The sequence below is a fragment of the Luteimonas flava genome (assembly GCF_036584485.1).
Lineage (GTDB): Bacteria > Pseudomonadota > Gammaproteobacteria > Xanthomonadales > Xanthomonadaceae > Luteimonas > Luteimonas flava.
The window spans coordinates 516,617-540,388 of sequence record NZ_JAZHBM010000002.1 but is presented as its reverse complement, the minus strand read 5'-3'; the positions used below and the strand labels follow the sequence as shown (position 1 = coordinate 540,388).

Below are 23,772 nucleotides of genomic sequence, written 5' to 3'. Positions count from 1 at the left end.
ACGCATGATCGCGCGCCGTCGCCCGTCCGCTCTCGTGTTGCGCTGGCTCGCACTCGGCGCAGCCGGCGGCGCGGCGCTGACGATGGTGCTGGCCGCGCTCGCGGTGCCCGGTCCGTGGCAGGTGATCGCGCTGGTGCTCGCCCTGGTCGCGGTGGTCGCGTCGATCGGCGTCAGCGTGCACATGCACCAGGGCGTACGCGAACTCGAAGCCGCGGACGAGCGTCTGCGCCAGGACGAACTTGCACTGGGCGAGCTGCAGCGCGAACTCGAAGAGCGCACCGAGCTGGAGAAGGAACTCCGCCAGGCCAAGAACGCGGCCGAGTCGGCGGTGATGGCCAAGGGCGAATTCCTCGCCACGATGAGCCACGAGATCCGCACGCCGCTCAACGGCATCACGCCGATGCTCGATCTGCTGATGCACGCCAGACTCGCGCCCGATCACGCCGAACTCGTGCGCACCGCCTACATGTCGGCGCAGCAGATGCAGCGCATCGTCGACGACATCCTCGACTACTCCAAGCTCGAATCCAACAAGCTCGATCTGGAAGTCACAGGTTTCAATCTGCGCGAGCTGATGGACGGCGTGATCCAGGTGATGGAGCGCGCCGCGCAGACCAAGGGCCTGCGCCTGGGCCTGCAGCTCGATCCGTCCGTGCGCCTGTCGGTGCGCGGCGATCCGGTCCGCCTGCGCCAGGTACTGGGCAATCTGATCAGCAACGCGGTGAAGTTCACCGAGCGCGGCAGCGTGTCGGTGCAGGTGCGCCGGCTCGGCGAAACCGCAGCCCTGCACCAGTTGCGCTTCGAAGTCCGCGACACCGGCATCGGCATCAGCACCGAAGGCCGGTCGCGCCTGTTCCAGGCCTTCAGCCAGGCCGACGCGTCGACGACGCGCCTGTATGGCGGCACCGGTCTAGGGCTGGCGATCTCGCGCCGCATCGTCGAACTGATGGATGGCCGCATCGGCGTGGACTCCGAGCCCGGCGCCGGTTCGACGTTCTGGTTCGAAATTCCGCTGCGCAAGGCGCAGGGCGACATGCCGGCCGAAGACGCGAGCCCGCGCGACGGCCGCGCGTTGCTGCTCAGTGCCGATCCGCGCCTGCGGCTGCGCCTGAGCATGCTGCTGCCGAACTGGGGCCTGCGCGTGAGCTCGGTGGAGACCACGCAGGAAGCACTCGACCGTCTGCGCACCGCCGCGAACCAGGGGCCGCCGTGGGCCTATTCGGTCGTCGTCGCGGATCTGGCCGGCATGCGCAACACCGCGGTCGCGCTGTATCGCAACGTGACCCGGCAGGCGGCTTACGGCGATCTGCGCCTGGTGTGCCTGTACGGCGACGAGACGGTGTCCGAGGAACTGCGCCAGGGTGCGACGCTGCTGAGCCGGCAGTCGCCCGACGCCGATCTGCGCGAGGCCGTGCTCGGTACCGACAGCGCGCCGCAGGTGCCGGCCGAACCGCCGTACGCGCCGCCGCCCGACGTCTACGCCGCCGCACCCGAACCGCAACCTACCTATGAGACCACGCCGGCGCCCCTCCATGCGGCGCCGCCACCCGCCTTCGTGCCTGCGCCCGTGACCACGCCGGTCAGCGACGCCGCCGGCGATGCCGCGCGCAGCAGCGGCCCGCGCAAGCCGCGCGTGCTGCTGGTCGAAGACAATCCGGTCAATCTGATGGTCGGCCAGCGCCTGCTGTCGGTGCTGGGCATCACCTGCGACACCGCCAGCAATGGCGAAGCCGCGCTGCTGCGGATCGCGGCGTCGCGCTACGACATCGTGCTGATGGACTGCCAGATGCCGGTCATGGACGGCTACACCGCGACGCGTCGCTGGCGCGAGCACGAAGCCGCAGAGCGCATCACGCGCCGCCTGCCGATCATCGCGATGACCGCCAACGCGATGGCCGGCGACCGGCAGAAATGCCTCGATGCGGGCATGGACGATTACCTCGCCAAGCCGGTCACGCGCAGCGAGCTCGAACGTTGCATCTATCGCTGGTGGGATCCGGACACCGCACCCGCGGTCGTCGAACCCGCGACGCCGGCGCCTGCTCCGGTCAGCGAGCCGATGTCGGCCGCGGAGTGGACCGCGCCGACGCAGCCGCGTCCGCAGTCTCCGGACGAGGCCCAGGCCGAAGCCGAACAGATGGCCATCGCGATTCCGGCACCGTCACCGGCCGTGGACCGCGGCCCGCTGCCGCCGGTCATCGACCACGAGGTGCTCGACGACCTGCGCACCGTGCTCGGCGACGAGGTCGACCGCTTGATCGACGTGTTCCTCGACGATACGCCGCGCCTGCTGTCGGCACTGGAGAACGCGGTCGACGGGCCGGACTACGACGGTCTGCGCGATGCCGCGCATTCGCTGAAGTCGTCGAGTGCGAATCTCGGTGCGATGTCGCTGTCGGCGGCCGCGCGCCGCATCGAAGCCGGCGCCCGCGAGCGCAATCTCGAACGCCCGGCCGTGGCCGTGGCGCTGGTGTCGAACGAATTCGCGCGTGCGCGACGGATGCTGCGCGAAGGCCGGGTCTCGGGCATCACCTGAGGCCGACGCCCGCCGTGCGCGGGCGTGCGAACCGCGCCGGGCTCAGTCTTCTTCGAGCTGGCTCTGCAGATAGTTCTCGACGCCGATGCGAGAGACGAGATCGAGCTGGGTTTCCAGCCAGTCGACGTGTTCCTCTTCCGATTCGAGGATATCGACCAGCAGCTTGCGGCTGACGAAATCGCCGGCGTTCTCGCAGTGGGCGATGCCCTCGCGCAGCGTCGGCAGACCGTCCATCTCGAGCGCGAGATCGCATTCGAGCGTCTCGACGGGCGCCTCGCCGATGCGCAGCTTGCCCAGTGCCTGGAAGTTCGGCAGCCCCTCGAGGAACAGGATCCGCTCCGACAGTTTGTCGGCATGCTTCATCTCGTCGATCGAGGCCTTGTAGGCGCGCTTGCCGAGCTCGTCGAGGCCCCAGTTCTTCAGCATCTTGGCGTGCAGGAAGTACTGGTTGATCGCGGTCAGCTCGTTGTAGAGCGCCTGGTTGAGAAAGCGGATGACCTGCGCGTCGCCCTTCATCGAGGGATGCTCCTGATATCGCGGAATGCGCACACTCTAGCGATCCGTCGATGGCGATGACGGAACGCGAATCGTGATCATTAGTCGGCGCGGACCGGCGCCGCGCGGGTACCGCCTCAGGCGGCCGAGGCGATCAGCGGCAGATCGATGACCGGCGCGCGACGCGCGGCATGGAAATCGTCAAGCAGGCCCGAGGCCATATCCAGGCAGCTGCCGCAGGTCGCACCGCAGCCGGTGCGCATCGTCAGTTCACTGACTTCCCGGCAGCCATTGGCCGCGGCCTGACGGATCTGGGAGTCGGTGACGCCGTTGCAGATGCACACGTACAAGGCTGTGGTCCTGGCGGAAGGCTGGAGTGCCCATTCCGCCATAAACGAGAATCAGTGTCAAATAAGAACTGTTCAGCCCGCGCCATCATCGCGCCCGCGCACGGCGGCGTCGGGCGTGCGACGCGCGCCCCGGCGCTGCGGCCGACGGCTGCGCGGCCGGGTTTCGATCGCAGGCTGCGGGATCGCCTGTGCGCCGGCGACCTGCCGGGCGTACTTGGCCAGATGGCTGAGCGCGCTGGTGTAGACCCCGCGCTTGAACATCACCACGTGTTCGAGCGGATACCAGAAATCGACCCAGCGCCAGTGATCGAACTCCGGCGTCTCGGTGAGATCGAGCTTCAGATGTGCTTCTTCGCCGACGAACTGCAGCAGGAACCAGACCTGCTTCTGGCCCACGCAGACGATGCGGTCGTTGCGGCGGATCGCCCGTTGCGGCAGGCGATAACGCAGCCAGCCGGGCGTGGCGCCGAGCACGGCGACGTGTTCGGGCAGCAGCCCGGTTTCCTCGCGCAGCTCGCGATACATCGCCTCGAGCGGCGTCTCGTCGGTGTTCATCCCGCCCTGCGGGAACTGCCAGCCATCACGCCGGACCCGACGCGCCCAGAAGACGCGGCCGTCCGGGTGCATCAACACGATGCCGACATTGGGCCTGAACCCGTCCGGATCGATCACGATGCGGACTCCTAATGCGATTGACTTGCGTCACTGGCATCGACTCTGCCACGCGCCGCCCCGGGGAACAAGCCGGAACTGAACGCCGATACGCGGCCACAAAAAACCCGCCATCGGGCGGGTTTTCGGCGACGCGTTCGCGTTGGTGGCTATGGGTGGACTCGAACCACCGACCCCGTCATTATGAGTGACGTGCTCTAACCGGCTGAGCTACATAGCCATCGGTCGTGCGGAACTTCCCGCGACGAGCCGCGCATTCTGCCCAAGCCCCGGGCCTGCGTCAATCCGCGCATGCGGTCTGTCGCCGCCATCACCCCCCTCTTGCCGCCCGGTCGCCGACGCAGTCCAATGCGGCGATGCCCTCCCTAGTCCATGCCGGTCGTCGTCGTTTCATCGGGTTCGCCGGCGCGGCCGGCCTGCTGCCCTGGCATCTGGCATCGGCCTCGATGCCCGGGGACAGCGCGCAGAGCTGGATCCCCTACCCGGCGCTGGTGACGGACCTGCCGCGGGTCATGGCCGCCTTCGCAGTGCCCGGCCTGGCCATCGCGGTCGTCGAGGACGGCAAGGTGACCTGGCAACAGGGCTTCGGCGTAACGCACGTCGAGCGCGGCACGCCGGTGCAGGCCGACACCCTGTTCGAGGCGGCATCGCTGAGCAAACCGGTATTCGCCTACCTGGTGCTGCAGCTGGCCGATGCGGGTGTCGTCGATCTCGACCGGCCGCTCGTCGCCTATCGACGCCCGGACTATCTGGGCCGGCATCCATGGCTGGACCGGATCACCGCCCGCGATGTGCTGCGTCACACGACCGGCCTGCCGAACTGGCGCCCGCATCCGGCGACCGAACTGCTGGTGCCGCAGGCCGAACCCGGCACGCGGATCGACTATTCGGGCGAAGCCTTCGTCTGGTTGCAGCTGGTGATCGAAACGCTGACCGGCCAGAGCCTGGACGAGACGATGCAGGCGCGGCTGTTCGGCCCCGCCGGCATGCGCGACAGCAGCTACGCATGGAACGACGCGATGGCGACGCGATCGGTCCATGGTCACCGCGCCCATGACGCCGATGGCGCAGGCATGCCCACGCAGATGCTGCGCGAACAGTGGAGCGCGGCCCAGCGCATCGCCGGACGCGAGGGCAGACCGCTGTCGGCCTGGACCTGGGACGATGCCGCGCGTGCGTTGCCCGAGATCCAGGCCCACACACCGCCGGGGCTGGTCAACTGGGCGGGCGATATCCTCGCCAACGCCGCTGCGAGCCTGCGCACCACGATCCGGGATCACGCAACGTTCGTGTCGCTGGTGATGGCGCGCGGCGCGCAGCGCGCGTCGTGGGAACTCACCGAATCCACGCGCGCGGCGATGCTGACGCCGCAGCCGATCGGCGCGACGCCATGGAGTGCGAAAGGTCTGGGCTGGAACGTGGAGCCGACGCCGGGCGGTCCGGTATTCCACCATTCCGGCAGCAACGGCGGCATCTTCAAGACCTTCGCGATGGGCGATGCCGCGCGGCGCCGCGGCATTGTCGTGATGACCAATGGCGGCAGCGGCCAATACGTGTATCGGCGCATCGTGCGCGCTGCCGCCGGGCACGATCTGCTGGCATTCGATCGCTGACGCTACGAGTATTCGCGTCACGCGCGTGATGCATCTGGTGACTGCCCAACGAATAACGCCCGCATCTCTGCGGGCGTTTTTCTGGACGCGACGCTGGAATCAGCGCGTCGCCGCGTCGAGCCCCAGCTGGTCGAGCATGAAGGCGTACATCTCCGCCGACTCGCGGTAGCGACGGAAGCGGCCCGACTTGCCACCGTGTCCGGCTTCCATGTTGGTGCGGAACACGACCGGATGCGCGCCGGTGTTGAGATCGCGCAGCTTGGCCACGTACTTCGCCGGCTCCCAGTACTGGACCTGCGAATCCCACAGACCGGTGCCGACGAACATCGCCGGGTAGGCCTTGGCGTCGAGATTGTCGTAGGGCGAGTACTTCACGATGTAGTCGTAGTAGCGCTTCTCTTCGGGGTTGCCCCACTCGTCGTACTCGTTGGTGGTCAGCGGAATGCTCGGGTCGAGCATCGTCGTGACCACGTCGACGAACGGCACCTGCGACAGGATCACGCGGTACTTCTCCGGCGCCATGTTCGAGATCGCGCCCATCAACAGGCCGCCGGCACTGCCGCCGTAGGCCGCGACGCGATCGGGTGCCGCATACCCCTGCTTGACCAGATCGTCGGTCACGTCGATGAAATCAGTGAAGGTGTTGATCTTGTTGAGCAGCTTGCCGTCGTCGTACCAGGCGCGGCCCATTTCTTCGCCACCGCGGATGTGCGCGATGGCGTAGACCATGCCACGGTCGAGCAGGCTGACGTTGGTGACCGAGAAGCCCGGATCCATCGACGCGCCGTAGCTGCCGTAGCCGTACTGCAGCAGCGCCGCGGTGCCGTTTTTCTCGAACCCCTTGCGGTAGACCAGCGACACCGGAATGCGCTTGCCGTCGCGCGCCGTCGTCCACACGCGCTCGGTGACGTAGTTCGACGGCTCGTAGCCGATCACCACCTGCTGCTTGAGCTGGCGGCGCTCGCCGGTCCGCGTGTTGACCTCGAAGGTCGTCGCCGGCGTGGTCAGCGAGGTGTAGCCGTAACGCAGCCAGTCGGTGTCGGGCTCGGAGTTCACCGCCAGACCCATCGCATACGCCGGTTCGTCGGCCTGCACGAATTCGTCGCTGCCATCACGCTTGAGCACGCGCACGCGGGTCAGCGCTTCGGCGCGTTCCTCGATCGCGGTGAAGCCGTCGAACAGTTCGTAGCTTTCGATATAGACGTCATCGCGATGCGGCACGAAGTCGGTCCACTGGCGGCGCGAGGTCGCATCGCTGGGCGCGGTGACGAGCTTGAAGTTCGTCGCCTTGTCTGCATTCGTGCGGATCACCCAGCGGTCGCCGTAATGGTCGGCGTCGTACTCGACATCACGCGCGCGCGGCGCGAGCACGGCGAAGGTCTCGGGATTGTCGGCCGGCGCGTAGCGCGTTTCGCTCGACACGGTGCTGCCGACGCCGATGACGATGTACCTGTCGTCGCGCGTGCGGTCGATGCCCATGTAGAAGCTGTCGTCCTTCTCCTCGTACACCAGTACGTCATCGGCGACCGGCGTGCCGAGCACGTGCTTCTTCACGCGCACGGTCAGCAGGGTTTCCGGATCGTTCTCGACGTAGAACAGCGTCCGGTTGTCGTCGGCCCACACGAGGTTCGCCGACACGCCGGGAATCGATTCGGGATAGAGCTCGCCGGTCTCGAGATTCTTGAAACGGATCGTGTACTGGCGACGGCCGTTGGTATCGTCGGCGTAGGCGAGGATGCGGTTGTCGCGGGTCACGTCCCAGTCGCCGACCGCGTAGTAATCCTTGCCGTCGGCGAGCTGGTTGACGTCGAGCATCACCTGCTCTCCGCTGAAATCGGCCTTGGCGTTCGCGGTCTGGATCGACAGCGCATCGACACCGGCGCCATCGGCGCGGCGGGCGTGCACCGGATAGTCCTTGCCGGTCTCGAAGCGCGAGTAGTACCAGAAGCCGCGGTCACGGTACGGCACCGAGCTGTCGTCCTGCTGGATGCGGCCGACGATCTCGTCGTACAGCGTGTTTTCGACCGGCTTCAGCGACGCGAGCATCGCATCGGCATAGGCGTTCTCTGCATTGAGATACGCCAGCATCGCCGGGTCTTCGCGCTTGTCGTCACGCAGCCAGTAGTAGACGTCCTCGCGCGTCGCGCCATGCGGCGCTGTGACGGTGTGCGGGCGCTGTTCGGCGTCGGGCGGCGCCGGCGCGGTGGCATGTGCAGCAGGAGAAACACTCATCAGGCTCAGGCTCGTCAGGAACGGCGCGGCCAGAAACAGGGCCGCGCGAGGGAAAGATGTCTTCATAGGCGGGTCCACTCGCTGCCGATGCAACGCTGAAAAGAACACCGGCCGCGAAAGCGGCCGGTGCAGGATCGAATCACTTGCCCAGTTGCTGCCACAGGAACGTCAGATAGAGCGCGTCCATGTGCGCCTGCTGCCGGTTGTTGGCTGCGCCGCCGTGGCCACCCTCGATGTTCTCGTAATAACGCACGTCCTTACCGGCTTCGGACATCTTTGCCATCATCTTGCGGGCGTGGCCGGGGTGGACGCGATCGTCGCGGGTCGAGGTCAGGATCAGCGTCGGCGGATAGTCCTTCGCGGCGTCGAACAGGTGGTAGGGCGAGAAGGTGCGGATGAATTCCCACTCTTCCGGCTTGTCGGGATTGCCGTACTCGGCCATCCACGACGCACCCGCCAGCAACTGGTGATAGCGCTGCATATCGAGCAGCGGCACCTGGATCACGACCGCGCCGAACAGCTCGGGATACTGCGTGAGCATGTTGCCGGTCAGCAGACCGCCGTTGCTGCCGCCGCGGATGCCCAGATGCGCCGGGGAGGTGATCTTGCGCTGGATCATGTCCTGCGCGACCGCGGCGAAGTCCTCGTAGGCCTTGTGGCGGTTCTGCTTGAGCGCCGCCTGGTGCCAGCGCGGGCCGTATTCGCCACCACCGCGGATGTTGGCGACCGCGTACACGCCGCCCTTCTCCAGCCAGCCCTTGCCGACGCCGCCGGAGTAACCGGGGGTGAGCGAGATCTCGAAGCCGCCGTAGCCGTAGAGCAGCGTCGGATTGCTGCCGTCGAGCTGCATGTCCTTCGGACGCACGAGGAAGTACGGCACGCGCGTGCCGTCCTTGGACGTGGCGAAGTGCTGCTCGACTTCGTGCGTGCTGGCGTCGAAGAACGCCGGCATCGTCTTGAGCGTTTCCGGCGCGGCATTGCCGCCCACCTCGGCCAGCATCAGCGTGCTCGGCGTCAGGTAGTCGGTGACCGTCATCCACACCGCGTCGGACTCGTCGCTGTCGACGGCGCTCACTCCAACGGTGCCGAGCTCCGGCACGCCGGCCAGGGCGCTGCGCGCCCAGCCATCCGCGCCCGGCGTCAGCACGGTGAGCTTGTTCTTGACGTCCTCGAGCACGTTGATCACGAGGTGGTTCTTGGTCCACGTCGCACCTGCAAGCGAGGTGGTCTCGCTCGGCTCGAACAGCACGTCGAACTCGCGCTTGCCGCCCATGAAGGCGTCGAAGTTCGTCGCGAGCAGCGAGCCGGCCGGATACGTGCGGCCGCCGACCTCCCAGGCTTCGCGCAGTTCCAGCATCAGCCAGTCGTGGTGGACGGACTTGTTCGCCGAGTTCGGCGCGTCGATCTTGGTCAGCTGGCCATCGGCGCCGCGCAGGTAGAGCTCGTCGTTGTAGAAGGCCAGCGTGCGGCTGACGTAGTCACGCTCGAAGCCCGGCGTGTCGTCGTGCATCGCGGCGATGTACATGTCGTCCGGCTTGCCTTCGTAGACCAGCGTGGCCTGGTCCATCGACTGGCCGCGCGCGAGCTGCTTGACGATGCGCGGGTAGCCCGAGGAAGTCAGCGAGCCGTCGCCGAAATCGGTGTAGACGTAGACGTTGTCCTGGTCGATCCAGCCCAGCGCACCCTTGGCTTCCTCGCGGAAGAAGCCGCCTTCGACCCAGGACTTCGATGCGACGTCGAATTCGCGGGTGACGTCGGCGTCGGCGCCGCCGCGCGACAGCGCGATCAGGCAGCGCGTGTAGGCCGGACGCAGGCAGCTCGCGCCGTGCCACACCCAGTTCTCGCCCTCGGCCTTGTTGAGCGCGTCGAGGTCGAGCACGGTTTCCCACTTCGGCTGCGGCTTGCGGTACTCCTCGAGCGTGGTGCGGCGCCAGATGCCGCGCTCGTGGTTCCGGTCGCGCCAGAAGTTGTAGTACCACTCGCCCTGCTTGTAGACGGCCGGAATCTTGTCGTCGGAGTCGTAGATGCCCAGCAGGTCGGATTCGAGCTGCTTGAACTCGGGCGTCGCCGCCAGCTCGGCTTCGGCCTTGGCGTTCTGCGCGCGGACCCAGTCCAGCGCCTTCTCGTCGGTGACGGCTTCGAGCCACTGGTGGGGATCGGACACGGCGGCCTCCTTGGCAGATGCGGCGCCCATCGACAGGCCGGCGGCGATACCGGCGGCGAGGCAGAGCTTGGACAGTTGGGACATGGCGACTCCGGTGGCGCATGGACGGATAACCGTCAACGCTAGCACGCAGCAGGGCCGCAGGCCGCATGACCAAAGTCACGATCCGGCGGCACCGCAGGCCGCCGGCGTGGCTCAGCGCAGCAGCGGCAGCAGCCCGGCCGCGACCAGGGCCGCGCGAACCGAAATCCGCCCGCGGCGACGCGGCGCCGGCCGGCGCCGGGCCTGGGCAAGGCCTGGCCGACGCCGCCGCAAGACCGCTGACGAGGCCAGCTTGCGGCGGCGCGGCAGGCGACGCAGGAACAGGGCGAACCAGGCGACCGCCGGCATGCCGATCAGCCACAGCGGCGGCCAGCCGACCGCGGTGAAGCCGGTCCGCAGACCGGGAAACGACAGCAGCGCGACCGCGCCCAGGAACAGCGCGCCGACCAGCAGCGTGCGCAGGCCAGCATCGGCGGGGACATCGGCATCGGGCGAGGCGTGGGCGATACGAGACATCTGCGCAGCTCCTGTGGACGCGGTGATCGATGGCCCGGTTGGGCATGGCCGCAGTCTGTGCGGCGCGCATCTCATGGGCTGCGACCCTGGGCGCTGTCCGAGGAAACGATTGGAGCGCCGGCCTGGCGCCGGACCATGGCACCCCGTCGAAACCTGCCTGTGTCCTACGCGCGATGCGCGGCGCCGCCGCTCAGTAGCCGGCGTCGTCCAGCGCGCGCGCGGCCTGATGGCGGCCGATGTCGATCAGTTCGGCGGCACGCCAGAATTCGTAGAACTGGCAGACGTCGCGCGGAATGCGGATCACCAGTTCCGGCGGATCGAGCGCCAGCTGCACGCGCGAGATCTGCGCCTGCATGGTGTCGAGCGAGCGGGACATGACGTCGATCAAACCACTCGGCGCGACATCGGTATCGAGCTGCGCTTCTCCTTGACGCGCAGGAGTACCGGGCGGCTGCGAGGGCCAGCCGTGCATGTCGACCGCGATCAGGCGTGTCGCATCCGAGAGTCGGGTCGCAGCGATCGGCAGCGGCGCCAGCAGGCCGCCGTCGACCAGCGGCCGTCCGTTGACGACGTGCGGGGTGAACACGCCGGGGATCGCGAACGACGCGCGCAGCGCATCCCACAACGGGCCGTCCTGGATCCAGACTTCGCGCTGCCGCTGCAGATCGACCGCGACCGCGGTGAACTGCACGGGCAGGGTTTCGATCGGCGGATCGCCCACCACCTCCCGCATCGTCTCGACCAGGCGCGTGCCGGCGAGCACGCCCGCACGGCGGAAACCGGGATCGAGCAGGCGGATGAAATCCCGGCGCGACATCGCACGGATACGCGCATCGAATTCGCGCAGGCGACCGGCCGCATGGACGCCGCCGACCAGTGCACCGCTGGACGCGCCCGAGATCGTGACGATCGGAAAGCCGCGCTCCTCCAGCACTTCGATGACGCCGATCTGCGCCAGACCACGCGCACCGCCGGCGCCCAGCGCCAGAGCGACAGGCTCACGCGTTGTCATCGTGGCGACCTCAGCCTTCGTACTTCTGCAGCGCCATCATCAGCAACGAACGCGCCTGTTCGCGCAATGCGACCGGCTCGATCACCTCGGCATCGGCGCCGTAATGCAGCACGTCCATCAACAGTTCGCGCGCGCCGCTGTAGGGCACCTTCAGCTCGAAACGGCCGTCGGGCAGGAACCGGCCCTGCTGCTGCGAATGCCAGTGCTCGTCGGCGACCCAGCGCGCGGCCTTGGCGCTGAAGAGGATCGTCGCGATGCCCTTGGGCGGACCGGAAAAGATGCCGTAGCTGCCGGCCAGATGCGTGTCGAGCTCGGCATCGTCGATGTCGCGGGCATCGGCAGCGAGCACGCGCGCGTTGGTGATGCGGTCGACGGAGAAGCTGCGCAGCGCATCGCGGTCCTGGTCCCAGGCATCGAGATACCAGTTGTCGCGATAGTGGGTGATGCGCTGCGGCGAGACCGTGCGCTTGGTGCGCTCGTCGGTCGAGCGTGCGCGGTACTCGAACGAGAGCTGCTTGCGTTGCAGCACCGCCGAACAGACGTTGCGGAACGCGTGCTCGTCCATGCGCCGGCCGCGATGCGGAATCACCCGAACGCGCTGCACCGGCCACTGCTTGCCGGCGGAATGTTCGTCGAGCAGCTTTTCGATGCGTGACTGCAACGGTGCCAGTGCGCTCGACAGCACGCCGCCGCTGCTGCGCGACATCAGCTGCTGCGCCGCGAGCAGTGCATGCAGTTCTTCGGAACTGAGCCACAGGCCCGGCAGTTCGAAGCGACCGCCCTCGTCGGTGTCGTAGCGGAAGCCCGCGTCGCCATCGCCGACGATCGGCGCCATCAACGCGTCGCGCAGGAAGGCCAGATCGCGATAGACCGTTGCACGCGAGCATTCCAGCTCGTCCTGCAGCTTGGCCACCGTCACCGGATAGCGCGAGGTCTTGAGGATGCGATGCAGCGAGAGAATGCGTTCATATCGGTCCATGCGGCCGATTATGGCGCCAGTCGGCGGCGGCGGCGTGACCGCGTGCGGATAACCGGTGGTTAACGCAGGCCGCCGGCAGCCGACCCTAGACTCCGCCATCGGAGTTCGACCGGATCGACATGGCGCAGGGAATGCGGAAGGGGGCTGTCGGCGTCGCGCTGGCCGCGACGGTGCTGGTGCACGTGGGCGTCGCTTGGTGGCTGCTGGGCCTGCGACGGCCGGCGCCTGATCGCGTCGCGGATGCGTTGACGGTGATCTGGATCGAGCGGCCGCTGCCGATCGTGCCGCCGCCTGCCCCGCAGCCCGCGCCTGCGCCCACGACGTCCGGGTTCACGACGCCATTACCGGCGCGTGCACGACGCAACGACGCCTTGCAGGCCGTCGACGTAACGCGCCCGTCGATCGATGACGCAGCGCCTCTGCCGACCGCCGCTGCGCTGCTGGAACAGGCCGGTGACTGGGCGCGCCAGCAGGCGCCGGCCGCGGATTTTTCGCGCGATCCGCTGCAGCACCGGCCGATGCCCGCGGCGGACGGCCGGTTCGCGATGCGCGAGCCGGTGTCGGTCGAGGATGTCGTGATCGCGGTCGGCAAGCTGTTCGGTGGCGGCCCCAGCGATCCCTGCCCGCGCATCCGGCGCAACATCGCGAACCTCGGCACCGGCGGCGACGCGGAACTGATCAGCGAGGAAATCCGGCGCCTGCAGCAGGCCTGCCTGTAGCGCTCAGCGGCCGGCGAGTGCCTGTCGCACGCCGACCGCCACGCGCGCTGCCTGGCCGCGCAGTTCGGGCATCGCGATGGTTTCCCACAGGTCGCCGATGCGGGTCGCGCCAAGTGTCCACAGGCCCGGCACCACGTCACCGTTCGGATCGAGCACCTCTCCGTCGCCGCGGGTCGCCAGCCCCAGATCGAGTGGCCCGGGCGCAATCAGACCACGCGCGTGCAAGGCAGGCAGGAGCCGGCCCGGCGCGCGTGACAGACGCTTTTCCATACCGGTCGCATTGACGATGACATCGACGACCGTAGTGGTCGGCGTGCCACCACGTGGCGTCCAGTCGATGGCGACCCGACCATCGCGCGCTTCGATCCGCGACAGCCGCCCGGCCTGCAGCGAGAACACGCCGGCCGCGTCCATGTCGTCGACGATCGCCGCGACGCCGGGCGCGATGCGATGCCGGTGGATGTCCCATTGCCGCACCGCGTGGCGCAGGAAGCGGCGGCGTTCGGGGTCGGGCCAGGCCTGCCAGAGCGCGCGCACGTGCGGACGCAGCCGCTCGACTGCGTCCTGCCATGGACGTCCCTGCGCCACCGCATCGGCCCCCCACTGCCGCAGCATCCGCATGCGGGCACGCACACCGAGCGGCATCAGCGCATCGACACCGCCGGGCTGCGGCACGGTGCCCGGTGCATGTGCCAGCGGCATCAGGCCATTGCGCGAGATCGCCAGCACGCGCCCGCGATGGCCGTTCGCCTGCAGCGTCAGCAGGACGTCGACCATGCTCAGGCCCGCACCGATGATGCCGACGTCCGCGTCCGGCGCGATCGCGGCGACCGCTTCGTAATCCCACGCTTCGACCGACGCGAGAGCCCGCGCCCTGCCCGGCAGTGCCGCGGGCAGACTGCCGATGGCCAGCACGACCGCGCGTGCCTGCAGGCGCGCACCGGACGCGAAGGTCGCGATGAAGTCCGGACCCTCGCGCTCGAGATCCACGACCGCGTCCGCGTGCAGGGCCGGCGATGCGCGCGCGCCATGCGCATCGAGCCGCGCCTGCAGATACCGCCCGTAGACACGCCGCGGCGCGAACTGCGCGGCCAGCACCGCATCGTCGAGTCCGGCGGATTCCGGCTGCGTGCGCAACCAGGCGAGGAAATCGTCCGGCACGCCATCGAAGGCGCTCATGCGCGCGGCATTGACGTTGAGCAGGTGTTCGGCGCGGGGTGTCGAATACGCGACCCCGCGCGCGGGTGCGTGCCGGGGCTCGGCCAGCGCGACGCGCAGGCCGTCCTGATCCAGCAGATGCAGCGCCACCAGTGCACCACAGGCGCCACCACCGATCACGAGCACGTCGACCGATCCAGGCGAGTCGGGTGCGGGCACGGCTGCAGTCATGGAAGCTCCTGGCACGTCGGGATGCGCAGTATCCCATCCGCTTCCGTACCATGACGCGCCGCAGGGTGGCCGCAAGGCGACTCACCCGACCTCCGCAGCAGCACAGGCAGGCTTGGCCGGACTGCCCGGCGCGTGGCAGGCGCCACACTCGATGACGAAGGAGGCAGCGTGGATCTGTGGTTGACGCTGGCGGTGATGGCCGGCGCGGTGTTCCTGTTCGTGACCGAGAAGCTGCGCGTCGACGTGGTCGCGCTGCTGGTGGCCGCGTCGCTGCTCGTACTGGGCGTGGTCAGCCTGCCCGAGGCGCTCTCGGGCTTCAGCAACCAGGCGACGGTGATGGTCGCGGCGATGTTCGTGCTCAGCGGCGCCCTGCAGCGCAACGGCGCGCTGATCGCGGTGGGCGACCTGCTCGCGCGGATCCGCTGGCCGTGGCTGTTCCTGCTGGTGATGATGGCGCTGGTCACCTGCGTGGCTGCGTTCGTCAACAACACCGCGACCGTGGCGGTCTTCCTGCCGCTGGTGCTCGCGGCGACGACGGCCAACCGCTGGGCGCCGTCGAAATTCCTGATCCCGCTGTCCTACATGTCGCAGACCGCAGGCGTGTGCACCCTGATCGGCACCTCGACCAACCTGTTGATCGATTCGATGGCGCGCGAGACCGCCGGCATCGGCTTCACCCTGTTCGAGTTCGCCCCGCTGGGCATCGTGTTCGTCGGCATCTGCGTGCTGTATCTGATGACGGTGGGGCGCCTGCTGCTGCCCGACCGCGGCGTGCCCGGCAGCGAGAGCGCCGACCACATCGGCCGTTATGTCGCCGAGCTGCTGGTGGATGACGGTGCGGCGGTGATCGGTCGCCGCCGCGGAGAAGTGCTCGCCGATGCCGGCGACGATGTGGCCCTGCTCGCGATCCTGCGCAACGGCGTCGCGATGCGCGGACAGGACCTGAAGGTCGAGGCAGGAGACCGCCTTCTGCTGCGCGGGCTGTGGCAGGACATCGAGGCGACGCGCAAATCGCTCAAGCTCAAGTTCGACCACGTGGCCCGCGATCTCGACGGCGACGTCAACGCGGAACGCCTGCATGTAGAAACGATGGTGGCGCCGGGTTCGCATCTGATCGGCAATACCCTGGCCGGCATGCGGTTCGGCCACACCTACCGGGCACGCGTGCATGGTCTGCATCGACGTCAGCTCGGCATCCACACGCCACTCGATCAGGTGCCGCTGCACGTGGGCGACGTACTGCTGCTCGATGCACCCGCCAAGGCGATCGCCGATCTGCGCATCGACCGGGGGCTGATCGTGTTGGGCTCACGTGCGCAGCGCAAGGTCGATACGACGAAGGCGACACTGTCGGCGATCGTCATGGCGGCGGCGATTGCGGTTGCGGCACTCGGCTGGACGTCGATCGTGGCCTCTGCCCTGCTCGGCTGTATCGCGCTCGTGGTGCTGCGCCTGCTCGACCCCGACGAGGCCTACGAGGCGATCGACTGGCGCGTGATCCTGCTGCTGGCGGGGATCATTCCGCTCGGCATCGCCCTGCAGAAAACGGGCGGCGCGGCGCTTGCCGCCAACCAGTTGATCAATCTGGTCGGCCACTACGGTCCGACGGCCACGCTGGCGGCGGTCTATCTGATGACCTCGACCCTGACCGAGTTCATGAGCAACAACGCTTCGGCCGTGCTGGTGGTGCCGATCGCCATCGCCACTGCCGATTCGCTGGGCGTGGACCCCAAACCGTTCCTGATTGCGGTCGCATTCGCGGCGTCGACCAGCTTCGCCACGCCGATCAGCTACCAGACCAACACGATGGTCTACACCGCCGGCAATTACCGCTTCAGCGATTTCGTGAAGATCGGCATGCCGCTCAACATCATTTTCCTGATCACTGCGACGCTGCTGATCCCACGCTTCTTTCCGTTCTGACTGTGCAGCGCCCGGGCTCCATGGCACGCTGCGGACCGACGACCCGACGGGATGCCGGATGCGCCAGATGCTGAGGATCGCCGCGATGCCGCTGACGGGCGCCGGGCTGGGTCTGTTGATGTGGAGCGGCATGACGACCGCACTGCTGCAGTTGCGGCCCGAGGCGGCATCGACGCTGCACCAGTTGCAACTGCTCGGGCTGCTCCTCGGCGCGGTGTGCGTCGCCGCCGGTCTGCTCGCGCAACGCTTCGCGCGGCCCGCCGACCGCGCCGCGCCGCGCCGCGCGCGCGGGCTGGTGTGGATCAGTCTCGCAATCGCCGCACTGCTGGTGGTGCTGCTGCTGGCGGGTGCCTGGACCACACTCGGCCCGCTGCTGGTCGCGCTGGGTCTGCTGCTGTTGCTCGTCGCATTCGGCGCCGTGGCCGCGATCGCCAGTGGCTACGCCGCGCCGGCAGCGCCTGCACCCTGGCAGCAACCGCTGGTGCTGCCGATCCATCTGCTCCTCGCAATGAGCACCGGTCTCGCCCTGCTCTATGTCCTGATGGACCGGCTGTTCGTGTCCGGCAACGACGGGCGCACGATGCTGGCGACGCTGACCGGACTCGGCGCCTGTCTCGCGTTGTGCAAAGTTCTTTACTGGCGCGCCGTGGACCGGTTGCCCGGAAGCGACATTGCCCTGCCGTTCCGCGGCGCGCGCATCGCAGTCCTGGGCCTCGCCGCAGGCGCGCCGCTGCTGTGCTGGCTCCTGGCACTGAGCGGCAGCGTGCCGCCGCTGGTGCCATTGCTGCTGGCGACCGCCGCCCTGCTGGGCGCCGCCGCACTGGAACACCGCCTGTTTCTGGGCGAGGGCGAAGGCCGGCAGCGCGATGCCGGTCACGATTCCTGAAGCCCGCCTCGACGGCGATCCGCCGGTGATGGCAACTGCTACGCAGGCTTCGGCATAATCAAGCTGTAACCGCTTACATGAATGGCTGAAATGCTTGCTGGCTGGTGGCTGGCCATTGCGGGCCTGCCGATCTACACACAACCGCTCCCCGCCGCACCGGAGCTGCCTGCCATCGCCGCTGTCGCTGCGCGGCAGGTACCGCTGCGCCGTCCCTGCTACCGGCTGTCCTGCCGCGATGCGGAATGGACGGCCAGTACGGCGCGCCAGCGGATCTGGTCGCCGAAAGCGCCCGGCGTGCGTCCGCGCACCGTTGCGCATCCGCTGGTCAAGCTGCCGGACCGGCGTCTGGCGCCGCTGCATTCACCGTTCTCCAGCCGGGAATTCATCCGGTCCGGCGGCAATCACGTGAAGTGGGACACCCGCTACGGTCTCGAAGCGATCCGCAGCCCCGAGACCTCGTTGCGCATCGAATTCGGCACCGGCGTGCGGATCGAGCCCTACACCGACTTCGGCACCGCCGCGATGGGTCCGATCGCGACCGGCCAGCTGCAGCTGTCGCAGGAGCTCGGCAAGCGCGCGTCCTTCACCCAGGAAGTGCAGGTGGAGACCGGCCGCGAGAACACCTTCCTGCGGCAGACGCTGGCGTTCGATTACGAACTGTTCCCGCAGTGGACGCTGCGCTCGGACTTCGAACTGCGCCACGACACGCTGGGCAACGGCGGCCGCGGCAGTACCGACACCGAGGGCTCGCTCAAACTCCGCCGTACGTTCTGACGTCGCTGCCTACCTCGTAGGAGCAAGCCGCTTCGTAGGATGGGTAGAGCGCAGCGAAACCCATCACCCGGTCGGCTGGGTTTCCTAGCCCGGCAGAAACGCCCCCGCCCCCGCTTCCAGCAACAGCGACGCGACCCGCGCGCCGAGCGCATCGCCCTCGGCATGCGAGGACTCGCCGCCCGCACGCACCGCGCGGCCGTCCTGCGCCGACCCGACCAGCCCTTCGAGCCGCAAGCGGTCGCCGTCGAGCCAGGCATAGGCCGCAACCGGCACGTGACAGCTGCCGTGCAGCGCCCGGTTCATCGCGCGCTCGGCCTCGACGCAGCGCCGCGTCGGCGCATCGTCGAGGGTGGCCAGCAAGGTGTGCAGCCGCGGTGCATCGTCACGACATTCGATCGCGATCGCCCCCTGCGCGGGCGCCGGCAGCCAGTCCGGGGCATCGAGCCGCGCGCGGATGCGCGTCTCCAGGCCCAGCCGCTGCAGACCCGCACATGCGAGCACGATCGCGTCGTAGTCGCCGGCGTCGAGCTTGGCCAGCCGCGTGTTGACGTTGCCACGCAGATCCACGAGCTGCAGATCCGGCCGCCGCGCGCGCAACTGCGCCTGTCGACGCAACGACGACGTGCCCACGCGCGCGCCCATCGGCAGCGCGTCGATGCCGTCGAAGTCGTTGCTGACGAAGCCGTCGGCGTGATCGGCGCGGGCGAGGATCGCCGGCAACGCGAAGCCGGGCTCGAGCGCCATCGGCACGTCCTTGAGCGAGTGCACCGCGCAGTCGGCCTCGCCGGCCTGCATCGCGATTTCGAGTTCCTTGAGGAACAGGCCCTTGCCGCCGATCGCCGCCAGCGAACGGTCCAGCACTTCGTCCCCGCGCGTGCTCAGCGGTATCAGTTCGACCTCGAGGCCGGGATGGCGCGCGCGCAGGGCGGCGGCCACGTGTTCGCTCTGCCACAGGGCGAGCGGACTCTTGCGGGTGGCGATGCGCAGTCGATCCATCCGCCCATTATCGGCGATCGTCGCCGGGCCCGCTTGCCGCGGGATCAGAGCTGACGCACGGTGTCGCGCAACTGCGACACGCAGCGGCGGCTGACTTCCAGCGGCCGGTCGCCGTGACGCAGCACCGCGTGCACGTGACCTTCGAGATCGCGACGCAGTTCGACCAGCTCGTGCCGGGCCACCAGACAGTTGCGGTGGATGCGCACGAAGCGGTCGCCGAACTCGTCCTCGAGCGACTTCAACGATTCCTCGACCAGATCCTCGCCGCGCGCGTGATGCACGACGACGTACTTCTCCTCGGCCTGCAGATAGCGGATGTCCTCGACCGGAATCAGCCGCAGGCTGCCGCGCAGGCGCGCGCACAGATGCGTGCGCCGCTTGTCGCCATGTGTATCGCCATCGACCGCCACCTCGCGTCCGGCCGTGAACGTCCGCGCGCGCTCGACCGCGGCCTGCAGGCGTTCGGGCCGCACCGGCTTGACCAGATAGTCGACGGCGGCGGCTTCGAATGCCTTCAACGCATGCGCATCGTAGGCGGTGCAGAACACGATCGCAGGCCGCGGCTCGAACGCGCTCAGATGTCGCGCAACTTCCAGTCCGTCGATGCCCGGCATCGCGATGTCCAGCAGCACCAGCGCCGGATCGTGCGCGGCGCAGGCTTCGAGCGCGCTGCGCCCATCGCCCACCTCGGCCACGATCTCGATGCCGGCAAGCTGCGCCAGCAGCACCCGCAGACGCTCGCGTGCGAGCGGTTCGTCATCGGCGATCACGACCTTCATGGCGTGCGTCCTCCCGGGACCGGCGCGGCACCGTCCGTCGGCACCGGCACCTGGATGGTGCACGCATAGCGCCCGTCGTTCCACCCGTAGCGCATGCGCGTACGGGGGCCGAACGCGAAGCCGAGGCGATGGGCGATGCTGCGCTGGGCGTGTCCCGCACCCTGCGCGGGCGCGTTGTCGGGTGGCGGGGAAGGATTGGCGACCTCGATCTCGAGCACCCCCGCGTCCATCGTCAGCCGTACGTCGATGGTGCCGCCCTCGGGCAATCGCGAGATGCCGTGTAGCACCGCGTTCTCCAACACCGGCTGCAGCACGAGACGCGGCATCGGCAGCGTCCATGGCAGATCACCCTGCCTGTGCCAGTCCACGCGCAGACGATCACCGAGCCGCAGTTGTTCGATCGAGAGATAGCGCTCGGCCAGCGAAACTTCTTCCGACAGCGTCGACGTGCCTTCGCCTGCACCGAGCGCGGCACGGAACAGATCCGACAGATCGAGCACCGCGCGTTCGGCGACCACGGGATCGCGGCGCAGCAGCGTGGCGATCATGTTCATGCTGTTGAACAGGAAATGCGGCCGGATGCGCGCCTGCAGCGCATCGGCCTCGGCGCGCGCATGCGCGGCTACCTGCCCCTGCCACCGATCGATGACGTAGAAATAGCGCAGTGCGATGCCGGTGAGCAGCGCGACGACCGCACCACTGCCGCCGACGAACCGACCGAAGCCCGGCAACCCCGCCGTGCCGCCGACACTCGCGAACAGGCCGTGCACGATCGCCGAGGCGACCAGCGCGACCGCCATCGCCAGCGCGACCGCGATCGACGCGCCGAGGCGCACGGGAAAGCGCGACAGCAGCCGACGGCACGCGCACAGCAAGACCGAAACCGACAGCGCGAGCCACAACGCATAGCCGCTCGCGGAGACGAACGCCGACACGTCCCAGAGGGCGGCGGGGTTCGGCACCAGCAGCACCACGATGACCGTGAGCTGGGCGAGGCCCAGCATCGTCAGCAGGCGCGGCAACCGGCACAGATCCGGCAGCCAGAGGCCGTCGACTGCCGGCGCGGCCATGCTCAGCCGGCCGCGAACCGCGCGTCGAACCAGTCGCCGAGGGCGACGATTTCTTCGGCGCAGACCGAATGCGGCATCGGATACGGATGCCAGGCGACGTCGAAGCCGGCCTGGCGCAACCAGGCGGCGCTCTGTTCACCGGCGCCCAGCGGCACGACCGGATCCTGCGTGCCGTGCGCCATGAACACCGGCTGGCGCGTGGCGCCGTCGACGAGTGCAGCGCCGGCGTTGTGTGCCGCGGGCAGATACGTGGACAACGCGACCAGGCCGGCCAGCGGCACGCGTCGACGCAGGCCTGCTGCCAGCGTGACCGCGCCGCCCTGCGAGAAGCCCGCGAGCATCACGCGCGATGCCGGAATGCCACGCGCCGCCTCGCGCTCGATCAACGCGTCGATCTGCGCCACCGATTCGAGCACCCCGGCCTCATCGGCGCGGTTGGCGAGATCGAAATCGACGATGTCGTACCAGGCGCGCATGCGCACGCCGTTGTTGATCGTCACCGCGCGCACCGGCGCGTTCGGAAACACGAAGCGGATCGCGGGCCAGTCCTTGCGCAGAAGCTCGGGCACCAGCGGGACGAAATCGTTGGCATCGGCGCCGAGGCCGTGCAGCCAGATCACGCTCCACGCGGGTGCGGGGCCGGTCTCGCGTTCGATGCAGTCGAGCAGTGCGGGAGTCTGGGAATCCATGCGGGATCAAAAAACGTTAGGAGGCGCCAGTGTAAGCGCTCTGTCGCACGCGCCTAGCCGTGTATGACCGGCGCAGGCGTCGCGACCTCCGGATGCGCTTCGGCACGCAGCGCAGCGGCGCGCACGAGCACGTCGGGCGGCGCGTGTTCCTCTGGCGTCGAGAACAGTCCGGCGCGGCGCATCGCCAGACCGATGCGACGCGACGACGTGAAGCGCACGATCGGAATCGAACCGACGAGGCCGACGATCATCGGCGACATCCACAAGGCCAGGCCCGGCGACATCATCCACGCCCCCGCGCCCATGATCACGCCGAGCAGCGTGGTGCCGCGGTAATTGCGCCACAGGTCGCCCCAGGTCTGGCGCCCATCGTCGCGACGCTGCGCATCCCAGCCCGAATCGCGACCCGCCAGCACTTCGGCCACGCCGCGCGACTGCACGTACATCGTGATCGGCGCCATCAACGCGGCGAGCACGTTCTCGATCAACAGACTGACGAAGCCGCGGAATGCACCGCCGGCACCGCGGCGCATGCGTGCGTCGGCGAGCGTCGCGATGTAGCCCAGGACCTTCGGCGCGAACAGCATCACCATCGTCATCACGAACACGCCGAGGAAGCGGCTGTCGTCGATCGCCATCCAGTACTCGGCCGGCGACAGCCCTTCGGCGAACGCACCGTGCTGCAAGGGCACCGCCAGGCCGATCAGAACCAGCATCGCCCACAGCGGTGCAGTGAGGTAATGACCGATGCCGATCAGCAGGTGCCAGCGACTGACCCAGTGCAGGCCACGCGCGGGCAGCACGCCGCCGTGCTGCAGATTGCCTTGGCACCAGCGGCGATCGCGCACCAGCATGTCGGTCAGCGTCGGCGGCCCTTCCTCGTAGCTGCCTTCCAGCGTCGGCACCATGTGCAACGCCCAGCCGCCACGCCGGATCAGCGCGGCCTCGACGAAATCGTGACTCAGCACCGCGCCGCGGAACGGCGTATGGCCCTGCAGCTCCGGCAACCCGCCGTGCGCAGCGAACGCGGCGGTGCGGATCAGCGCGTTGTGGCCCCAGTAGTTGCTCTCCGCCCCATGCCACCAGGCCACGCCGTGCGCGATCACCGGACCGTACATGCGCCCGGAGAATTCCTGCATGCGCGCGAACACCGTCGCGCCGTTGACGATGACCGGAAGCGTCTGCACGAGCGCGACGTCGTCGTTCGCGTCCATCGCCGCCGCCAGCCGCACCAGCGTGTCCCCGGTCATCAGGCTGTCTGCGTCGAGGATCAGGAACTGCGGATACGCGCCGCCCCAACGCCGCACCCAGTCGGCGATGTTGCCGGCCTTGCGCTCGTGGTTGTCCTCTCGCAGGCGGTAGTAGAGCCGCGCCTGCGGCATCGCGTTGCGCAACCGCTCGAAGGCGATCACTTCGCGCCGCTGAATGTCCGCATCGCGCGTGTCGCTGAGCACGAACAGATCGAAATGATCGCCGCGCCCGGTCGCCTGCAGCGATTCGATGATCGCCTGCAGTCCGGCGAGCAGGCGCTCGGGATCTTCGTTGTAGGTCGGCATCAGCAGGGCGGTGCGCACGTTGAGCACCGGGAGCGGCGTCTGCGGATCGATTCCGAGTCGCGCCGGTCGCTTCATCAGCACCAGCACGAAGCCGGCGAGCGAGCTCGCGAAGGACTGCACGATCCACGCGAACAGCGGCACGAAGACCAGCAGCAACAGACCTTCAAGCAGATCGATCCCGCCGATGCGCAGCAGCCACCAGATCTGGTAGGTCGCGAAGATCGTCAGCACCGCCGCGGTCGTCACGATGAACGCGCGACGCCAGACCATGCCGGTCGGCGCGCTGGGCAGGGGCCGTGTCGTCAGGCGCCCTTCGCGCAGCGACTGGATCGGCATCGGCACCGGCGCCAGGTCGGGCATCGCCGGCAGGTCGACGATGC

Annotated in this window: 20 protein-coding genes and 1 tRNA gene; 6 read left to right on the top strand and 15 right to left on the bottom strand. The window is 68.5% G+C overall.

What is annotated here, in order from left to right; translation table 11 throughout:
* Window positions 1-4 precede the first annotated feature (4 nt).
* Window positions 5-2,536 carry an ATP-binding protein gene (locus V3391_RS09480; RefSeq protein ID WP_332078170.1) on the top strand — a complete coding sequence of 844 codons (2,532 nt, stop codon included), beginning with the start codon at window positions 5-7 and terminating at the stop codon, window positions 2,534-2,536.
* Between the two features lie 42 nt (window positions 2,537-2,578).
* Here the strand turns inward: V3391_RS09480 and bfr are convergent, their stop codons facing one another.
* The 4 genes from bfr to V3391_RS09460 all read right to left on the bottom strand — a co-directional run bounded on the left by bfr (window position 2,579) and on the right by V3391_RS09460 (window position 4,273).
* Window positions 2,579-3,052, bottom strand: a complete 474-nt coding sequence (bfr, locus tag V3391_RS09475; RefSeq protein ID WP_332078169.1) for a bacterioferritin — start codon at window positions 3,050-3,052, stop codon at window positions 2,579-2,581.
* 116 nt (window positions 3,053-3,168) lie between these two features.
* Window positions 3,169-3,381, bottom strand: a complete 213-nt coding sequence (locus V3391_RS09470; protein WP_232138046.1) for a (2Fe-2S)-binding protein — start codon at window positions 3,379-3,381, stop codon at window positions 3,169-3,171.
* A gap of 72 nt (window positions 3,382-3,453) precedes the next feature.
* Window positions 3,454-4,053, bottom strand: a complete 600-nt coding sequence (locus V3391_RS09465; RefSeq protein WP_425497233.1) for an RNA pyrophosphohydrolase — start codon at window positions 4,051-4,053, stop codon at window positions 3,454-3,456.
* 143 nt (window positions 4,054-4,196) lie between these two features.
* Window positions 4,197-4,273: transfer RNA gene (locus V3391_RS09460), tRNA-Met, on the bottom strand.
* A gap of 136 nt (window positions 4,274-4,409) precedes the next feature.
* On the opposite strand from V3391_RS09460, the gene V3391_RS09455 reads away from it, so the two are divergent.
* A complete protein-coding gene (locus V3391_RS09455; protein WP_332078168.1) occupies window positions 4,410-5,666 on the top strand; it encodes a serine hydrolase domain-containing protein in 1,257 nt (418 codons plus the stop codon).
* A gap of 99 nt (window positions 5,667-5,765) precedes the next feature.
* On the opposite strand, the gene V3391_RS09450 is transcribed toward V3391_RS09455, so the two are convergent.
* The 5 genes from V3391_RS09450 to V3391_RS09430 all read right to left on the bottom strand — a co-directional run bounded on the left by V3391_RS09450 (window position 5,766) and on the right by V3391_RS09430 (window position 12,611).
* Window positions 5,766-7,964: a S9 family peptidase gene (locus V3391_RS09450; RefSeq protein WP_332078167.1), complete on the bottom strand. Its 2,199-nt coding sequence runs from the start codon at window positions 7,962-7,964 to the stop codon at window positions 5,766-5,768.
* A gap of 73 nt (window positions 7,965-8,037) precedes the next feature.
* Window positions 8,038-10,146, bottom strand: coding sequence for a prolyl oligopeptidase family serine peptidase (locus V3391_RS09445; protein WP_332078166.1), 2,109 nt, complete (start codon window positions 10,144-10,146; stop codon window positions 8,038-8,040).
* A gap of 111 nt (window positions 10,147-10,257) precedes the next feature.
* Window positions 10,258-10,620, bottom strand: coding sequence for a hypothetical protein (locus V3391_RS09440; RefSeq protein WP_332078165.1), 363 nt, complete (start codon window positions 10,618-10,620; stop codon window positions 10,258-10,260).
* A gap of 190 nt (window positions 10,621-10,810) precedes the next feature.
* Entirely contained in the window at window positions 10,811-11,632 is an 822-nt protein-coding gene (locus V3391_RS09435) for a patatin-like phospholipase family protein (protein ID WP_332078164.1), read from the bottom strand.
* 10 nt (window positions 11,633-11,642) lie between these two features.
* Window positions 11,643-12,611 (bottom strand): helix-turn-helix transcriptional regulator, encoded by a 969-nt coding sequence (locus tag V3391_RS09430; RefSeq protein ID WP_332078163.1) that lies wholly within the window; start codon window positions 12,609-12,611, stop codon window positions 11,643-11,645.
* 131 nt (window positions 12,612-12,742) lie between these two features.
* Here V3391_RS09430 and V3391_RS09425 point away from each other — a divergent pair, with 131 nt between their 5' ends.
* Window positions 12,743-13,330, top strand: a complete 588-nt coding sequence (locus V3391_RS09425) for a hypothetical protein (RefSeq protein ID WP_332078162.1) — start codon at window positions 12,743-12,745, stop codon at window positions 13,328-13,330.
* A 3-nt stretch (window positions 13,331-13,333) separates the two neighbouring features.
* Here V3391_RS09425 and V3391_RS09420 read toward each other — a convergent pair whose 3' ends face one another.
* A complete protein-coding gene (locus V3391_RS09420) occupies window positions 13,334-14,719 on the bottom strand; it encodes an FAD/NAD(P)-binding protein (RefSeq protein WP_332078161.1) in 1,386 nt (461 codons plus the stop codon).
* Between the two features lie 168 nt (window positions 14,720-14,887).
* On the opposite strand from V3391_RS09420, the gene V3391_RS09415 reads away from it, so the two are divergent.
* From V3391_RS09415 to V3391_RS09405, 3 genes are all read left to right on the top strand, one after another.
* Window positions 14,888-16,642 carry an SLC13 family permease gene (locus V3391_RS09415; RefSeq protein WP_332078160.1) on the top strand — a complete coding sequence of 585 codons (1,755 nt, stop codon included), beginning with the start codon at window positions 14,888-14,890 and terminating at the stop codon, window positions 16,640-16,642.
* Between the two features lie 67 nt (window positions 16,643-16,709).
* Window positions 16,710-17,528 (top strand): hypothetical protein, encoded by an 819-nt coding sequence (locus V3391_RS09410; RefSeq protein WP_332078158.1) that lies wholly within the window; start codon window positions 16,710-16,712, stop codon window positions 17,526-17,528.
* 81 nt (window positions 17,529-17,609) lie between these two features.
* Window positions 17,610-18,302, top strand: coding sequence for a DUF481 domain-containing protein (locus V3391_RS09405; RefSeq protein WP_332078157.1), 693 nt, complete (start codon window positions 17,610-17,612; stop codon window positions 18,300-18,302).
* Between the two features lie 84 nt (window positions 18,303-18,386).
* Here the strand turns inward: V3391_RS09405 and hemC are convergent, their stop codons facing one another.
* Genes hemC through mdoH form a run of 5 tightly spaced genes read right to left on the bottom strand, consistent with a single transcriptional unit; the run spans window position 18,387 to window position 23,752 of the window.
* Entirely contained in the window at window positions 18,387-19,298 is a 912-nt protein-coding gene (gene hemC, locus V3391_RS09400) for a hydroxymethylbilane synthase (RefSeq protein WP_332078156.1), read from the bottom strand.
* 44 nt (window positions 19,299-19,342) lie between these two features.
* On the bottom strand, window positions 19,343-20,077 hold the full coding sequence (locus V3391_RS09395; protein ID WP_332078155.1) for a LytR/AlgR family response regulator transcription factor: 735 nt from the start codon (window positions 20,075-20,077) through the stop codon (window positions 19,343-19,345).
* The gene (locus V3391_RS09390) at window positions 20,074-21,147 is read right to left on the bottom strand and encodes a sensor histidine kinase (RefSeq protein WP_332078154.1); all 1,074 of its coding nucleotides are present in this window, start codon (window positions 21,145-21,147) and stop codon (window positions 20,074-20,076) included. Before V3391_RS09390 ends, V3391_RS09395 begins: the two co-directional genes overlap by 4 nt.
* 2 nt (window positions 21,148-21,149) lie before the next feature.
* Complete coding sequence (locus V3391_RS09385) at window positions 21,150-21,836, bottom strand: alpha/beta hydrolase (RefSeq protein ID WP_332078153.1); 687 nt, start codon at window positions 21,834-21,836, stop codon at window positions 21,150-21,152.
* A gap of 53 nt (window positions 21,837-21,889) precedes the next feature.
* Window positions 21,890-23,752, bottom strand: coding sequence for a glucans biosynthesis glucosyltransferase MdoH (mdoH, locus tag V3391_RS09380; RefSeq protein ID WP_332078725.1), 1,863 nt, complete (start codon window positions 23,750-23,752; stop codon window positions 21,890-21,892).
* Between the last annotated feature and the right edge of the window lie 20 nt (window positions 23,753-23,772).

What these genes read in the sequence shown, in the direction of transcription:
- V3391_RS09435 (WP_332078164.1), bottom strand. Translation starts at nt 11,632, where the DNA reads ATGACAACGCGTGAGCCTGTCGCTCTGGCGCTGGGCGCCGGCGGTGCG.
- V3391_RS09390 (WP_332078154.1), bottom strand. Translation starts at nt 21,147, where the DNA reads ATGGCCGCGCCGGCAGTCGACGGCCTCTGGCTGCCGGATCTGTGCCGG.
- V3391_RS09385 (WP_332078153.1), bottom strand. Translation starts at nt 21,836, where the DNA reads ATGGATTCCCAGACTCCCGCACTGCTCGACTGCATCGAACGCGAGACC.
- bfr (WP_332078169.1), bottom strand. Translation starts at nt 3,052, where the DNA reads ATGAAGGGCGACGCGCAGGTCATCCGCTTTCTCAACCAGGCGCTCTAC.
- V3391_RS09455 (WP_332078168.1), top strand. Translation starts at nt 4,410, where the DNA reads ATGCCCTCCCTAGTCCATGCCGGTCGTCGTCGTTTCATCGGGTTCGCC.
- V3391_RS09405 (WP_332078157.1), top strand. Translation starts at nt 17,610, where the DNA reads ATGGCTGAAATGCTTGCTGGCTGGTGGCTGGCCATTGCGGGCCTGCCG.
- hemC (WP_332078156.1), bottom strand. Translation starts at nt 19,298, where the DNA reads ATGGATCGACTGCGCATCGCCACCCGCAAGAGTCCGCTCGCCCTGTGG.
- mdoH (WP_332078725.1), bottom strand. Translation starts at nt 23,752, where the DNA reads ATGCCCGACCTGGCGCCGGTGCCGATGCCGATCCAGTCGCTGCGCGAA.
- V3391_RS09480 (WP_332078170.1), top strand. Translation starts at nt 5, where the DNA reads ATGATCGCGCGCCGTCGCCCGTCCGCTCTCGTGTTGCGCTGGCTCGCA.
- V3391_RS09440 (WP_332078165.1), bottom strand. Translation starts at nt 10,620, where the DNA reads ATGTCTCGTATCGCCCACGCCTCGCCCGATGCCGATGTCCCCGCCGAT.
- V3391_RS09430 (WP_332078163.1), bottom strand. Translation starts at nt 12,611, where the DNA reads ATGGACCGATATGAACGCATTCTCTCGCTGCATCGCATCCTCAAGACC.
- V3391_RS09395 (WP_332078155.1), bottom strand. Translation starts at nt 20,077, where the DNA reads ATGAAGGTCGTGATCGCCGATGACGAACCGCTCGCACGCGAGCGTCTG.
- V3391_RS09420 (WP_332078161.1), bottom strand. Translation starts at nt 14,719, where the DNA reads ATGACTGCAGCCGTGCCCGCACCCGACTCGCCTGGATCGGTCGACGTG.
- V3391_RS09425 (WP_332078162.1), top strand. Translation starts at nt 12,743, where the DNA reads ATGCGGAAGGGGGCTGTCGGCGTCGCGCTGGCCGCGACGGTGCTGGTG.
- V3391_RS09410 (WP_332078158.1), top strand. Translation starts at nt 16,710, where the DNA reads ATGCTGAGGATCGCCGCGATGCCGCTGACGGGCGCCGGGCTGGGTCTG.
- V3391_RS09450 (WP_332078167.1), bottom strand. Translation starts at nt 7,964, where the DNA reads ATGAAGACATCTTTCCCTCGCGCGGCCCTGTTTCTGGCCGCGCCGTTC.
- V3391_RS09445 (WP_332078166.1), bottom strand. Translation starts at nt 10,146, where the DNA reads ATGTCCCAACTGTCCAAGCTCTGCCTCGCCGCCGGTATCGCCGCCGGC.